The organism is Moraxella sp. RCAD0137 (assembly GCF_002894025.1).
Classification (GTDB): domain Bacteria; phylum Pseudomonadota; class Gammaproteobacteria; order Pseudomonadales; family Moraxellaceae; genus Moraxella; species Moraxella porci.
This window is the reverse complement of the sequence record NZ_LTCC01000017.1, coordinates 1-15,759: the sequence shown is the minus strand read 5'-3', so window position 1 is coordinate 15,759 and position 15,759 is coordinate 1. Positions and strand designations below refer to the sequence as shown.

The 15,759-nt window shown below is 46.8% G+C and carries 13 protein-coding genes; 11 read left to right on the top strand and 2 right to left on the bottom strand.

What is annotated here, in order from left to right; all coding sequences use genetic code 11:
• Positions 1-16: 16 nt before the first annotated feature.
• The 11 genes from yidD to AZ602_RS08860 all read left to right on the top strand — a co-directional run bounded on the left by yidD (position 17) and on the right by AZ602_RS08860 (position 12,070).
• Complete coding sequence (yidD, locus tag AZ602_RS08910; protein WP_103034600.1) at positions 17-343, top strand: membrane protein insertion efficiency factor YidD; 327 nt, start codon at positions 17-19, stop codon at positions 341-343.
• Positions 344-579: 236 nt separating this feature from the next.
• Positions 580-2,229, top strand: coding sequence for a membrane protein insertase YidC (gene yidC / locus AZ602_RS08905; RefSeq protein WP_103034599.1), 1,650 nt, complete (start codon positions 580-582; stop codon positions 2,227-2,229).
• Positions 2,230-2,344: 115 nt separating this feature from the next.
• Positions 2,345-3,730 (top strand): tRNA uridine-5-carboxymethylaminomethyl(34) synthesis GTPase MnmE, encoded by a 1,386-nt coding sequence (mnmE, locus tag AZ602_RS08900; protein WP_369803886.1) that lies wholly within the window; start codon positions 2,345-2,347, stop codon positions 3,728-3,730.
• Between the two features lie 99 nt (positions 3,731-3,829).
• A complete protein-coding gene (gene nrdR / locus AZ602_RS08895; RefSeq protein ID WP_078318379.1) occupies positions 3,830-4,300 on the top strand; it encodes a transcriptional regulator NrdR in 471 nt (156 codons plus the stop codon).
• Between the two features lie 5 nt (positions 4,301-4,305).
• On the top strand, positions 4,306-5,352 hold the full coding sequence (gene ribD, locus AZ602_RS08890) for a bifunctional diaminohydroxyphosphoribosylaminopyrimidine deaminase/5-amino-6-(5-phosphoribosylamino)uracil reductase RibD (protein WP_369803887.1): 1,047 nt from the start codon (positions 4,306-4,308) through the stop codon (positions 5,350-5,352).
• 289 nt (positions 5,353-5,641) lie between these two features.
• Complete coding sequence (locus tag AZ602_RS08885; protein ID WP_103034597.1) at positions 5,642-6,307, top strand: riboflavin synthase; 666 nt, start codon at positions 5,642-5,644, stop codon at positions 6,305-6,307.
• A gap of 130 nt (positions 6,308-6,437) precedes the next feature.
• Positions 6,438-7,451 carry a methionyl-tRNA formyltransferase gene (gene fmt / locus AZ602_RS08880; RefSeq protein WP_103034596.1) on the top strand — a complete coding sequence of 338 codons (1,014 nt, stop codon included), beginning with the start codon at positions 6,438-6,440 and terminating at the stop codon, positions 7,449-7,451.
• Positions 7,444-8,784: a 16S rRNA (cytosine(967)-C(5))-methyltransferase RsmB gene (gene rsmB / locus AZ602_RS08875; protein ID WP_103034595.1), complete on the top strand. Its 1,341-nt coding sequence runs from the start codon at positions 7,444-7,446 to the stop codon at positions 8,782-8,784. The genes fmt and rsmB overlap by 8 nt, the downstream gene beginning before the upstream one ends.
• Before the next feature lie 84 nt (positions 8,785-8,868).
• On the top strand, positions 8,869-10,284 hold the full coding sequence (gene thrC, locus AZ602_RS08870) for a threonine synthase (protein WP_103034594.1): 1,416 nt from the start codon (positions 8,869-8,871) through the stop codon (positions 10,282-10,284).
• 3 nt (positions 10,285-10,287) lie between these two features.
• Complete coding sequence (gene dprA / locus AZ602_RS08865) at positions 10,288-11,469, top strand: DNA-processing protein DprA (RefSeq protein WP_103034593.1); 1,182 nt, start codon at positions 10,288-10,290, stop codon at positions 11,467-11,469.
• Positions 11,456-12,070 (top strand): L-threonylcarbamoyladenylate synthase, encoded by a 615-nt coding sequence (locus AZ602_RS08860; protein WP_103034592.1) that lies wholly within the window; start codon positions 11,456-11,458, stop codon positions 12,068-12,070. Before dprA ends, AZ602_RS08860 begins: the two co-directional genes overlap by 14 nt.
• A 228-nt stretch (positions 12,071-12,298) precedes the next feature.
• Here AZ602_RS08860 and AZ602_RS08855 read toward each other — a convergent pair whose 3' ends face one another.
• The gene (locus tag AZ602_RS08855) at positions 12,299-14,536 is read right to left on the bottom strand and encodes a nitric-oxide reductase large subunit (protein ID WP_103034591.1); all 2,238 of its coding nucleotides are present in this window, start codon (positions 14,534-14,536) and stop codon (positions 12,299-12,301) included.
• A 161-nt stretch (positions 14,537-14,697) separates the two neighbouring features.
• Positions 14,698-15,189, bottom strand: a complete 492-nt coding sequence (locus AZ602_RS08850; RefSeq protein ID WP_103034590.1) for an Rrf2 family transcriptional regulator — start codon at positions 15,187-15,189, stop codon at positions 14,698-14,700.
• Positions 15,190-15,759: the final 570 nt, after the last annotated feature.

The window sequence follows — 15,759 nt, the reverse complement described above, 5'->3', positions numbered from 1 at the left end:
CTTTAACTATTTAGATATGATAAAAAATCTACTGCTATGGATGATCGGATGCTATCGTCGATATCTGAGTCCTATGATGGCGCCCAGATGTCGCTTTTATCCGACTTGCTCAAGTTATGGTCGGCAGGCGCTATTATGGCATGGCGCAGCCAAAGGTACATGGCTTACCTTAGGGCGTATTGCCCGCTGCCATCCATGGGGCGGCTCGGGGGTGGATTTTGTGCCATTGCCGCTTGATCGCTATCAATATCTGCCCGCTTGTCATCACTGGCAGCTGGTGTATCAGGATCGGCTGACTTATGCATATCGGCTAAATTTGTGGATGAATAAGGCTAAGGACTGATGATCGGTGTATCGTGGTGGGTTTTATTCGTTCAGATTTGATCTATAAAGCGTGCCATATTCTAACATCCTGCCATCAACACTGTGGATGGTTGGATTTATTTGTGTTTATGAGAGCTTTGGGAGATAAAATAGCAATATTTTCTAGGATTTTTGGCATATTTTTAGTACAATAAAGGGTTTGAACATAACCTGGGCGCCAGCCTGTGTTGTTTATGCTTAACGGATTTGAACTTTATGCAAAAAATTCTTCGGATTTTAATCATCGTGGCGATGCTCATTACAGCCTATTTGCTGATCTTGGCATGGCGTGATGATTACGCAGGAAAACCTGCAACCACAGCACCTGTGGCGACCCAAACCAGCAGCAGCGCCGATGTGCCTAGCGCACAAATGACTGGCGATGTACCAAGTGTCAGTGCAGGTGCGCCAGCCGATCAGCAAACGGCCAATCTGATCAGCGTCGATACCGACCGCTATGAGATCAAGATTAACCCTGTCGGTGGTGACATCGTTTATGCAGCACTTAAGCAGCACAATGCCACCAAAGACAGCAACACCCCTTTTGTACTGCTAGAAAATGATGCGACGCGCACTTATGTGGCGCAATCAGGCTTGATGGGTCGTGATGGCATCGATACCTCCCAAGGCCGCGCAGTGTACACCAGTCCGCGCACAAGCTATCAATTAAACCCAAGTGCAGGCTCATTGCAGGTGCCGCTGGTTTATCAAAAAGACGGCGTTACCATCACCAAAACCTACACATTCAACGCAGGTCAATACCCGATCAACCTAAGCTATAACATCAACAACACCTCTGCTAATGCTTGGCAAGGTCAGATGTATGCTCAGCTAAAGCGTGATAATAGCAAAGATCCTGGTCTGGATGACAAAGGCATGCTGGGCATGGCTACTTATCTGGGTGGTGCTTGGGGTACGCCAGATGATCCTTATAATAAGCTGAAATTTTCAAACTTTGGCGATGGCCTGAATGTCAAAAGCAAAGACGGCTGGGTAGCGATCGTACAGCATTATTTTGTCTCAGCTTGGACGCCATCAAACAGCTTTGAGGCTGATTTCTTTACTCGCACCACTGGCAATGAGCATTTTATTGGCTATAACAGCCCTGTGATTAATGTTGATGCAGGCAAACAAATCACCCTAAACAGCACGCTGTATGCAGGCCCAAAAATCCAATCAGAGATGGCGCCTGTGGCTGAAGGCTTGAATAAGACAGTGGATTATGGTCTGCTGTGGCCGATCTCAAAAGTATTATTTGCCATTTTGGATGGCATTCATAAGTTTATCGGCAACTGGGGTTGGTCGATCGTGGTGTTGACCTTGATCATCAAGATTGCTCTGTTTTGGTTGTCAAACAAAAGCTATGTATCGATGGCAAAAATGCGTGCCATCGCGCCAAAGCTGCAAGCATTAAAAGATAAGCATGGCGACGATCGCATGGCGATGAGTCAAGAGATGATGCAGCTATATCGCGATGAGAAAGTCAATCCGATGGCAGGCTGTTTGCCGATTTTGATTCAGATGCCGATCTTCCTAGGTTTGTACTGGATGTTGGTTGAGTCAGTTGAGCTGCGCCATGCACCGTGGATTGGCTGGATCACCGATTTGTCTGCGATGGATCCGTGGTTTATTTTGCCGATTTTTATGGGCGTGACCATGTATGTTCAGCAGCTACTAAACCCGCAGCCGACCGATCCTATGCAGGCGAAGATGATGAAAATCTTGCCACTGGTGTTTGCGATCTTTATGCTGTGGTTCCCAGCAGGTCTTGTGCTATACTGGACGGTGAATAACCTATTTAGCATGATCCATCAGCACCTTGTCAATAAGCGTGTGGCGCGCGAAATGCAAGCCAAGCAAGCATAAGCAGCCAACACCCAAATCCCACAAATCTTAAGTTTGTGGGATTTTTTATTGGCAATTATTCGCCCAATGGTGATAAAATAAAAGGTTAATTGATAAATTTAATAAAGCCATGAATATGATACAACAACCCACTATCGCCGCCATCGCCACACCCATCGGACAAGGGGGCGTGGGCATCATTCGCCTGTCGGGTAAGGATGCTTATCAGATTGGTTGCGCCATCACCCAGCGAGAGTCGCTGACGCCGCGAGTGGCGCACTTTGGTGGATTTTTTGGCAATGATGGCATCATCGATGAAGGGGTGGTGATTTATTTTAAGGCACCGCATTCATTTACTGGCGAGGATGTGGTGGAGCTGCAGGGGCATGGCGGCATGATTCTTCAAAACCTGCTGTTGGCGCGAGTATTTGAGCTTGGTGCCAGACAAGCTACCGCAGGTGAGTTTTCATATCGCGCCTTTGAAAATGATAAAATTGACTTGGTGCAAGCTGAAGCCATCAGTGATGCCATCGCAGCCACTTCAGTTGCCCAAGCGACCAGCGCCATTCGCTCTTTGACTGGTGAATTTTCTAACAAAATCAATACACTGCATGATGATCTGACTCACCTGCGACTGTATGTCGAGGCAGCGATCGACTTTCCAGATGAAGAGGATGTGGATTTTTTGAGCGATGGCGTGATTTTGGGCAAGATAAACGCGGTGTTATCAGGCATCGATGAGATATTAGCCACCGCCAAGCAAGGTCAGCTGCTTAGAGATGGTGTGCATGTGGTGCTGGCAGGTAAACCAAATGCTGGCAAATCAAGCCTGCTAAACCGCTTATCAGGTACAGAGCGCGCCATCGTAACCGACATCGCTGGCACGACGCGCGATACTCTGGAGGAGACACTGGTATTGGGCGGTTTGACGGTGCATTTGACCGACACCGCTGGCCTGCGTGACACGATTGATAAGGTGGAGCAAATCGGCATCGCTCGTGCGTTTGAGGCGATTCATAAGGCGGATGTGCTGCTGATGGTGTATGATGCTAGCCAAGAGCACGATCCATTGGCACTGGCCAAAGAGTTGTTTGCAGAGGTGATGACAGCGGATGATGCGCTATTCACCCAAAAGCTGATCTTGGTTGCCAATAAAAGCGATCTGTTGCCAGATCCGCCGATGCATGTTGTTTCACATGAAACAGAATTGGCCATCCAAACCGTTTATGTTTCATGTGAAACTGGCGATGGCATCGATAGTTTAATTAAAGTGCTTAGTGATAAAGTCGGCTTTCACCCACCCGAAAACAGTTTGATCGCTCGTACCAGACACATCGATGCACTGAACCGCGCCAAGGCTTTTGTTATCGAAGCGCGCGATCAGCTGACGATCTATCATGCGGGTGAGTTGGTGGCAGACAGTCTAAGACAGTCACAGTTGGCGCTCGGTGAAATCACAGGTCAGATGAGTGCCGATGAGTTATTAGGTAAGATTTTTTCAAGTTTCTGTATTGGTAAATGAGTATAAATTGGGTATATTTTCTTAATTATCAATAATCGGGTAAATGTATTCAATACGCTAGATTAATCAATAAAATTAAAAAATAATAAAGGAGTCGTCATGCACTGCCCTTTTTGTAATGCAGATGATACCAAAGTCATGGATTCGCGTCTGGCGGCTGAGGGTGCCCAAGTGCGTCGTCGTCGGCAGTGTGCAGCCTGTGGAGAGCGTTTTACCACTTTTGAGGTCTGTGAGGTGGTGATGCCCAGGATCATCAAATCCAGTGGTCGCATTGAGCCATATGATCAAAGTAAGCTGCGCCGCTCGATCGCTCTACCGCTCCAAAAACGCCCCATCAGTGCCGATGAGATCGAAGCCAGTATCAGTCGCATCGAGCAAGCACTACGCAAAACAGGTGAGCGTGAGGTCACAAGTAAGGTGCTTGGTGAAATCGTGATGAGTGCCTTAAAATCACTCGATGATGTCGCTTATGTTCGCTTTGCCAGTGTCTATCGTGATTTTCAGGACATCAGCGAATTTCGTGCAGAGCTTGATAAAATTAATTTACCAAAGCAAGGTGAAGGCTTGTGAACCCTTTGAATCATTGGCATAATAGCGATATTTATTATATGCAGCTTGCCATCAGCGAGGCCAAAAAAGGCATCTATACCACTCGCCCAAACCCTGCAGTGGGTTCGGTGATCGTCAAAGATGGTCAGATCATCGGCACAGGATTTCATCCTAAAGCAGGACAGCCGCACGCAGAAGTTTTTGCACTCAGACAGGCAAGGGATTCCGGCTTTGACACCCAAGGTGCGTGCGCTTATGTGACGCTCGAGCCATGCAGCCATACCGGACGCACGCCACCATGCGCGGACGCACTGATCAACTCTGGCATCCGCCGCGTGGTCGTTGCAAGTCTCGATCCCAATCCAATAGTCGCAGGCAATGGCATCAAAAAACTCAAAGCGGCTGGCATTGAGGTCATCGTCGGTGTCTGTGCTGATGAGGCGATGGCGCTGAATGCCGGGTTTTTAAAAGCGATGGCCACAGGCATGCCCTATGTGCGCCTAAAAATGGCTGGCAGCATCGATGGCCGCACCGCCATGGCCTCGGGTGAATCCAAATGGATCACTGGTAACGAGGCGCGTGAGGATGTCCAAAAACTGCGCGCTATGAGCGCAGCCATCATCACAGGCTCAGGCACCATCCTAGTAGATGATCCGAGGCTTACAATCAGAAGTCAGCAGCTGGGAGTGGCCATTGAGCAGATACCAGCTCCCAAGATCGTCGTTGTCGATCGCCGTGGCCGCATCCAAAAGGGTGCTCATCAGATCTTCAATCACCATGATGTGCTGCTATGGCGTGAAGATCTGACAACGCTGCTCAAGCAGTTGGTATCGGTGCATCAGTGTTACGATGTGATGGTTGAGGCAGGAGCGTCATTGTCTGGTGCATTCATTGCCTCAGGTTTGGTGGATGAGCTGATCGTTTATCAAGCACCGTGCATATTGGGTCATACAGCGCGATCGATGTTTGCTTGTGAGGTTCAGACACTTGCGCATCAGCACCGTTTTGACTTGGTTTCAGTGGATAAAATCGGTCGAGATTTGCGCACGATTTATAAAACACTGAATACATAATTTTAATTTAAATTTTATAATATGAAGTTATCCACAGCTTGATTATTTGATGATTAATCCCAATCTGATGGATATGCTGATCAAATTAGGCTGTGGATAAATTATAAATATCAGTGGTATTGTCATTTAAATACCGATATAAACCATTGATTTTATTATAATTTTAAAATTTATCTTTGGCAAATCATTCATTAACTGACACCTGTGGATAACTCACCGAGTGCTATTTGATTGTAGATTGACGATCAAGCGCAGTTTGGAGTTATCCACAGCACACACAGAGATCATTATGTTTACAGGTATTATCGAAACCACTGGCAGTATCAAATCCATCAGTCAAATCGGTGGTGATATTCAGCTACACATTCATGCCCCAGACTTGGATTTTTCTGATGTGCAATTAGGTGATTCGATCGCTTCAAATGGCATCTGTCTGACTGTAGTTGCCATCGGCAATCAAAGCTATGCTGTCGATGTTTCACGGGAAACACTCAGTAAATCTGCCCTGCAAAACTGGCGTGTCGGCGATATCATCAATCTGGAAAAAGCCATGCTACCCACCACGCGATTTGGTGGTCACATCGTCGCAGGTCATGTCGATGGCGTCGGTGTGGTGCGTTATATGGCCAAAGATGCTCGCTCGATCTATATCGAGATTGAGCTTCCAAGCGAGTTGATGCGTTATACTGCCGATAAAGGCTCAATTACTGTCGATGGCATCAGTTTGACCACCAATGCCATCAAGCCAGACCAAAATTTGGTCTGCCTAAATATCATCCCGCACACAGCTGAGCGCACCAATATTGATAAGCATTGGTTGGTGGGCGCACTGGTGAATATCGAGGTGGATCTGGTGGCAAGATATTTAGAGCGATTATTGTTATCTAAACAAGCACCACAGGCTGTCAGCAGTATCACTGAAGAGACACTGGCCAAGGCGGGATTTTATTTATAATTGATTAGATTTAATATATAAAATTTATTTTTATTATTAAAATTTATGATTTTATATATTTAGATAAATAACTCAATAAAAATCTGTTTTATACTTTAGATAATTAAGAAAATTTGATGGATGAATAATAATGAATTTGTCACCACTTAGAGTCATTTTCGCAGGTACGCCAGAATTTGCTGCTGTCAGTCTGCAGTATCTGATTGACCATCAGGCGGCACTTAATATTGAGATCGTCGCGGTCTACACCCAGCCTGATCGCAAATCTGGCAGGGGTCAAAAGCTCACCGCATCGCCTGTTAAGCAGGTGGCGATGGCGCATGACATTGCAGTTGAGCAGCCTGTCAGCTTTAGCCTAAGATATGCGCCTGATGATGGCATCAGTGGTAAGGTTTCACGCGAAACACTGGCTGCCTATCAACCAGATGTGATGATCGTCGCTGCTTATGGTTTGATTTTGCCATTGGGTGTGCTAAATATCCCAACTTATGGCTGCTTGAATATCCATGGATCGCTACTGCCCAGATGGCGTGGCGCTGCACCGATCCACCGAGCGATATTGGCAGGTGATCAAGAGACTGGCATCACCATCATGCAGATGGCACAAGGACTGGACACAGGCGATATGCTGTATCGTGTGTCTTGCCCAATCAACGAAACAGATACAACTCAGACGCTGCATGATAAGCTGGCTGCATTGGGTGCTGAGGCCATCGCCGAGGTACTAAAAGATCTGCACGCGTATCAAGATAAAGCAGTGCCTCAGCAGGAGGATCAGGCTAATTATGCCGAGAAAGTGCATACCAAAGAAGGTCAGATAAATTGGCATGACAATGCGTATCACATCGCGCGTCAGATTCGCGCGCTCAATGCTTATACTTATCTAAATGGCGAGCGCATCAAAATCATCAGCGCGCTGCCAATCAAGCATGATCAAACCACAACAGTACGCGCAGGTCAAGTGGTGAGTGTCGGTAAAAATGCCATACTGGTTTCATGTGGAACATCAGAGGATGGTGTGCAGCATTTGATCAATTTAACCTCATTACAATGGCCGGGTGGTAAGCCGCTGACAGCTGAACAAATCGCTCATGGGAATAAAATTAACGATGGCGATATTTTTGAGATAAAAATTGATGAATGATATTTATAAAAAATTAAACAATAAAAAGCTGTCTAATCGCGCAAAAGTCATCGCTGTTATTGAAGAGATTCTACAAGGTAAATCTTTATCTTCGCTGCTAGATCACTTATTGTCCTCGATCGATGCTGACAGTCGCGGCTTTGTGCATGAGCTGTTATTGGGTACTTTGCGCCAATGGTGGGCGTTGTCACGCATCACCGAAAGCTTGGTGCCTAGACCGATCAGTGATCCTGGGGTGGTGGCAGCTTTGCATGTCGGCTTGTATCAGCTGTTGTACATGCATACCGCTGAGCATGCAGCGGTTCATGAGACGGTAGAATCGCTTAAAGAGCTAGGCAAAGATTATGGTGCAGGGTTATTAAATGCCGTATTACGAAAAGTCCAAAAGACGCCCAATAAATTTGCTAAAAAAATCAATAAAAATCATAGTCTGCCAAATTGGCTAGCAAAAGCACTCAAGAGTGATTGGCCGCAGTACTATGACGCACTGGGTGCTGCCCTAAAACAGCCTGCGCCTGTGTTTTTGAGGGTGAATGAGCGCCGATGCAGCACCGAGCATTATAGCCGTTTGCTTGATGAGCATGGCATAGCACACAGCCTTGTGGCTTTGGGTTGTCAAGACAAGCAAACTATCCGCTTGGATCAGATGCAGCGCATCACTGATCTGCCACACTTTGTCGATGGCTGGGTATCGGTTCAGGATGCTCATGCTCAGCTGACAGCACATTTGCTTGAGCCATATATCGATGGGCATAGTACAGTCTTGGACATGTGCTGCGCGCCCGGAGGCAAAACCGCGCATTTGCTAGAAAAGTTTCACATGAAACACTTATATGCCGTCGATCATGATACTGATCGTCTTAGCCGTGTTCATGATAATCTGCATCGACTTGGCTTGGTCGATGAGCGTCTATCCATCATTGAGGCTGATGGCACAGCGTGGCAGGCGGATTGCTTGTTGGATGTGATCGTGCTGGATGCGCCTTGTACGGCTACAGGTGTGCTGCGTCGTCATCCTGATATTGCTCTGCTGCGCCAAAGCGAGGATGTCGCCAAAACGCAGCGTTTGCAGCGCGAAATTCTAGAAAATCTGTGGCCACGGCTGGCTGATGGCGGTGTGTTGTTGTATGTGACTTGCTCGATTTTAAAGGTGGAAAATGAGTCGCAACTGGTGGATTTTTTGTCTTGTCATGATGATGCCATGGCGCTGCCGTTTAAGCTTGATTTAGCCCATCAAATACCACAGCAGGTAGGCTATCAATGCCTGCCCATAGAGACTGGTGGTGGCGATGGCTTTTATTATGCATTGCTCAAAAAATCATCACGAACTTAATTAACATCTGGCTGATTTTATCGCATTTTATGATAAAATTGTGCTAAAATTGAGTCAATCAAAACTTTATAAATTGGAGATCTTATGCAATATATCAGCACCCGTGGCAATACGGCACCGATGGCATTTAGTGATGTGCTTTTGATGGGTCTTGCCCCAGACGGTGGCTTGATGCTGCCGCAATCTTACCCAACCATTGATGAGGCCACTTTGGATGCGTGGCGCAAGCTTGACTACACTGAGCTGGCATATGAGATCATGTCGCTGTACGCCACCGATATTCCTGCTGAGGATTTGCGTAATATCATCAATAAAACCTATACCAAACAAGCCTTTGGCAGTGATGAGATCATTCCAGTGACCAAGCTGTATGACAATATCTCATTGCTTGAATTGTCCAATGGTCCGACGCTTGCCTTTAAAGATGTCGCGATGCAATTTTTGGGCAATGCCTTTGAATATGTTCTTAAACAAAAAGGCGAACGCTTGACCATCATCGGCGCCACTTCTGGCGATACAGGCAGTGCGGCTGAATATGCCCTACGCGGCAAAGACAACATCGAGGTCTTTATGATGTCGCCGAATGGCAAAATGAGCGCTTTTCAGCGTGCGCAAATGTATAGCCTGGATGATGCCAACATCCACAATATCGCGGTCGATGGCATGTTTGATGACTGTCAAGATATTGTCAAGTCACTACAAGAAGATGCTGAATTTAAGGCTAAATACAGCCTAGGTACTGTCAATTCGATCAACTGGGGTCGTATTTTGGCGCAGATTGTCTATTATTTTAAAGGTTATTTTGCTGCGACAACTGATAACAGCCAAAAAATCAGCTTTTGTGTGCCATCGGGAAATTTTGGCAATATTTGTGCAGGTCACATCGCGCGTGAGATGGGATTGCCAATCGATCGTTTGATTGTGGCGACCAACGAAAATGATGTGCTGAATGAATTTTTTAATACTGGCAAATACACACCGCGCAAATCGAACGAAACTTATGTCACCTCAAGCCCTTCGATGGACATCTCCAAGGCATCAAATTTTGAGCGTTTTGTGTTTTTATTATTGGATAAAAACAGCGAGCAAGTCGCGCAGCTGTTCGGCAATGTGAGAGTTGGCAAGGGGTTTGATTTGTCTGATAAACTTGCTACTGTGACGAGCCAATTTGGTTTTGCTGCAGGCAAATCTACACACCAAGATCGCATCAAGACCATCAAACAAGTTTATGAACAAACAGGCCGACTGATCGATCCGCACACTGCCGATGGCGTAAAAGTGGCAATGGATCTGCAGCATAAAGGTGAGCAGATTTTGGTGGCCGAAACTGCTTTGCCTGCCAAATTTGAAGATACCATCATCGAAGCGGTGGGTGATATCACTCTGCCACGCCCTGAGCATACCATCGGCCTTGAGGATAAGCCGCAGCGCGTGGCGGTGGTGGATAATGATGCCAAAGCGGTGGCAGCGCTGATCGAGCAGTATGTGACTGCGCGCTGATCGATGGCGTATGCAACTGTGACGCGCCAACAGTCGATGTTGGCGCTTTGGTATGTGACCAATGCCTCACTGATCTCTTATCGTAAGCTTAGCGAGCGCTTTGGTGATGCTAAGTCAGCGCTGACGGCTGCCAAGGCCGATTGGCAGGCACTGGGTATCCATGCAGCGCACATCGATCGCTGGCAAGATGAGGCCAATACATTGGCATTCATCGATAAAGTCGCTCATGATGTCTCCATCGGCAGCTATTCAATGTGTTTTTTGGGCGATGAGGATTATCCGCAGGCGCTGATGGCGATTTATGATCCGCCGCCGGTGCTGTTTTATCGAGGGGATTTATCCAGACTCAACGAACGCCAAATTGCCATCGTTGGCAGCCGAACCCCTACCGAAGATGCCCAAAAAATCACTTTTGATTTGGCACAATACTTGGTGCAAGCTGGATTTGTGGTGACCAGTGGTCTGGCTCAAGGCGTGGATAGACAGGCGCACTTGGGGGCGCTGGCGCAGCTGCCTGCCCTGTCTGGGCGCACCATTGGCGTGATGGGAACTGGCATCGATGTGTGTTATCCGCGAAATCATACCGCACTGTTTGCGCAGATCGTGGCTGAAGGTGGCTGCTTGATCAGCGAACTGCTGCCATCGACGCCAGCCAGCAAGCACACTTTCCCCAGACGCAATCGGCTGGTGGCAGGCCTATCACTGGCCACCGTGGTCACAGAAGCAGCCCTACAAAGCGGCTCGCTCATCACCGCCAGATTGTCTGCTGAGATGGGCAAACAAGTCTTTGCAATTCCAAGCAGTATCAATAATCCCAACGCTGAGGGCTGTCATCATTTGATCCGTGAGGGTGCGACGCTGATTTATCATCCTGAGCAGATCATCGAAGATCTTAATCAAGGTGGGGATTTTTTTAATGCTTTGCCAAAAACTTTCAGCCAAGGTATGTCGGTCTATGCCGAGCTGTCATCAGTGCCAACGCCTGCTGTATCCACGCCCAACAAATCCACTGTCATTGTCCCTGAACACTTGTCAGCTGTCTATGACATGATGGATGAGCCGCGCGATCTGGATGCGTTGGTGATGATGAGTGGCCATCCGGTGGCACAGCTGTTATCTGCGCTGATGGAGCTTGAAATCTTGGGCTTGATTCAACAAACAGGCGGCAGATATGCCAAAAGCTAAACGCATCTTTGGTGCTGAGGATGTCGATGCTGTCAGTGCTTATCTCAAGGCTGGCGGTGTTTTGGCTTATCCAACCGAAAGTGTCTGGGGCTTGGGGTGTGATGCCAGTCACTCGCACGCGCTTGATCAAATCATCAGCCTAAAAAATCGTGATCTGGGAAAGGGGTTGATCGTGCTGAGCGATACCGCCTGCCGACTGCCGCCACTGCTTAATGTTTCACATGAAACTTTTGATTGGGAGAAACTTGAACAGGCTGCAATGGCTTATACCGCCTCTCATCAACGAGCGCTGACTTGGCTTGTGCCTGTCAAAGCTGGTCATCTGCCAAAGATTCTTACAGGCGATCACGATACGCTTGCAGTGCGCATCACTACACATCCGCTACTAAGTGAGCTGTGTCGGCATCTGATCTCTGACCAAAACCCTTATGGCTTTTTGGTGTCAACGAGTTGTAATCGTTCAGGTCAACCACCTGCCCGCACATTGGCTGAGGCGATGGCGTATTTTGGTGATAGGGTGGCCTATTTGGATGCTCAGACGCTTGGCTTTGATCAGCCAAGCTGTATCATGAATTTGGTGACGGGTAAGGTTTTGCGTTGAATTTTTTATATAGTGATTTAACTTCAAAATCACTAAAACCGTTCGCCCTGAGCTTGTCGAAGGGCAATGGTTTTTCGTCATGGTTCGACAAGCTCACTGCCAACGAAAAACTTAATCGTGGTGTATTTTGGAGTTTGGTAACTATCTTTTAAAATATCTGATTTGCAGCAAAAACACCGCCTAGTGAATAAGCGGTGTTTTGTTTTTATGTGCTAAACAAGGGGGCGATTAGGATGGTTTTTTGGCAAAGACTAATTTGACAATCTGCCAAGCTACTGCCACCGCACCGATGATGAATACCACATCACCAAAGGTGCGCACCCAACGCAAGGTCTCAAGAAACCCTTGCTGCATAAAGCCTTCGCTACGCGCATACCATAAGCCTTCGGTGATGGCGGCGTGTGCTTGGAAGATACCGATTGGCAACAGACTGGTGGCGATCATCAGTACCAGACCAATATTCAGTGCCCAAAAACCAAGCTTCATCAGCTTATCATCAAAGTGATGCTCAGGGCGCAGATAGCGCACAATCAGCAGCACAAAGCCTAGCGCCAAGAATCCATACACTCCGAACAAGGCAGCGTGTGCGTGCACTGCGGTGGTGTTCAAGCCTTGTAGATAGAACAGTGAGATCGGCGGGTTGATCATAAAGCCGAACACACCCGCACCAAGCATATTCCAAAATGCCACAGCGGTGAAGAATAGGATTGGCCATTTCAGTTTTTGCATCCAAGGCGCTTGATGCTGCTTAGAATAATGCTCATAGCCTTCATAGCCAAGCACCACCAATGGCACAACTTCTAAAGCTGAGAATGACGCACCCATCGCCATAATCGGCGTGGTCGTACCTGTAAAGTACAAGTGATGGAAAGTGCCTGGAATACCGCCAACCAAGAACAGCGCCGCTGATGCGATGGCAGAACCTGTGGCAGTGCGATAGCTGACCAAGCCCAAATTATAAAAGATAAAGGCAAATGATGCGGTGGCAAAGACTTCAAAAAAGCCTTCTACCCACAGATGCACCACCCACCAGCGCCAGTATTCCATGATGGCGATGTTAGTGCGCTCACCGTAGAACAGCCCTGAGCCGTAGAACAGACCCACGCACAGCACCGATGCGACGAAGATGGCAAGCAGGTTTTTGTCGCCGTGTTGTTTAAAGCCATTGACCCAGCCACGCATCATCAGTACAAGCCAAATCAGCACACCGACCCATTTTAGGATTTGCCAAAAACGACCCAAATCGACATATTCATAGCCCTGATGACCGAACCAGAAATTCAGATCAGCAGGCAAAATGTGTGCGATGGCGAAGTACTGCGACGCAAATGAGCCGACACAGACGATGATGAGTGCCACCCACAGAATATCCACGCCAAGTTTTTGGAACTTAGGATCTTTACCACCATTAATAATCGGTGTCAAAAATAGACCTGCTGCCAAAAATGCTGTCGCAATCCAAAACAGCGCAAGCTGAATGTGCCATGTGCGCAGCAGTGAATAAGGCAGATAATCAGACAGCTGAATGCCGTAGAAGGCTTGACCTTCGACCGTGTAGTGTGCGACGACGCCAGCGACGAAGACTTGGGCGACGAATAATGCCGCGACCAAAAAGCCATATTTGCCCAGTGCTTTTTGTGATGGGGTTAGTGCAAGTTTGGTCAAGGGATCGGCACTTGGCGCGTGAATGACTTCTTCTTCGGGTTTTTTAAACGCCCAAATCCAAATCATAAAGCCCACACCTGCGATCAAAAATACCACCGATGCGATCGACCAAATAATATTCTCGGCGGTCGGTACATTGTCAATCAATGGCTCATGCGGCCAGTTATTGGTAAAAGTCGCATCCGTGCCAGGGCGTTCAGCTGATGCAATCCAACTGGTCCAAAAGAAAAAATCCGCCAAGCGTTCACGCGCAGTGACATCAGGTAAGGTGTTGTTTTTCATCGCGAAACTTTCGCGCGTACCGACAAGCTCAGGCGTATCACCATACAGATCGATGTAATACGGCGCAACCGCTTCGATCGCTTGGATGCGCGCATCAGACAGCACAACCGTCTCGGTGCCATTGGCAGCGCTGCTGCGATATTCTTGCTTCATCTGCTCATTGATGCCTGCTTGTTCAGCGACGCTCAGTTCATCGAATGCCTTATTGTACAGTGCTTTGGCTTGGATATTTTGATAAGCGACAAGCTCGCGATGCAGCCAGTCGGCTGTCCAGTCAGGCGCTTGATACGCGCCGTGACCAAGCACAGAGCCCAGCTGCATACCACCTGTGGTCTGCCATGCCGATTGACCATCCAAAATGTCTTTTTCGGTCATGATGACATCGCCCTGACCGCTGACGAACTGCGTAGGAATTGGCGGTGCTTGGCGATAGACTTCGACACCACCCCAGCCCAATAGGGTAAAGGCGATGAGCAAGGTGCCGATCAGCCAATACCAATGCTTTTTATAATTACCCATCTCTTGCTCCTTGTGGCTTGATAGGGAAAAATGATCAGAAAAAAGTGTGGATCAACTTGGAAAAATTAAAAGATATATATAAAATATATCTTTACAAGCGTAATTTTACGAGCATTGGTAGAAAAAATCAAGTAAGCGTGTTTAAAAATCTTAAAAATCGCTCAGTTAAGCAGCACAAGCAGCTCATCTTTATTTTTCAAAAAATCATCCAAGCTATAGCCATCAAGCACCCGAATAAAAGCCTCAGCGGCCTCAGCGATGGCAGACTTTAGGGTGCAAGCAGGGGCGATGGCACAGTAACTGGTGCTTGTGGTGCTAAAATTCACGGTCGGTATTAAGGTGGTGTCTTTATTTTTATCTTTGATTTCCTCAAAGCATTGCACCAGCGCAAAGTCACTCTCTGTGTGTCGAATTAATTGGCCGATATTGATCTGCTTGGGATGCATCGATAGGCGAATCCCGCCATTTTTACCGCGTACGGTATCTATATATCCAAGCTTTCCCAGCTGATGGATAACCTTGGTGAGATGGTTTTTGGAAATGTTGTACGCTTGGGCGATGTCGCTGATGTTCACAATCTCATCGCTGCGTGGTTTGACCGCCAAATAAATCAATGAGCGCAACGCATAATCGCTATAACTGGTCAATCTCATGACTGTCCTGGAATAATTGAGCTAAATTTTGCAGGTATGATGACAAAAATAGTGAAAATAATCAAACCTTTTTTCATGAGAATAATAAGATCATCACTCATAAAAATACTGCAGTAAGGCTTGAAAAAATACAGCATAACAACCGCTAACACTTTGCGTGATTCAACTATTATTATTCATATTATACATGATTACTATTTAAAATTTAAGATATATGCCAATAAATAATAATACCTATAGAAAATATTTATAAAAATCAGGCAGATTGTGTTTGCATTTTTATAAAAATGGCGATATATTTATCAAACCTTTCAAGGTTATAACAGTTTGTTACAAAATCCAAATTGTTATGCTATTCTGTGATACCCACAAGTTAAGGACTACTTGTTTTATGTTTAAAAAACCTTTTACCCCATCCTATTTAACTCTATCCTTGATAGTGCTTGGTATGTACCGGTCAACTATTTTCAAACAACCCCTAAGAGGGTTTTGTTAAAAAACTGTCGTTCTTTTTCAACAGGGCTTAGGTAGTTATTAAAGCTGTGGGGTCTGAGTTGACTGTAATAGCCA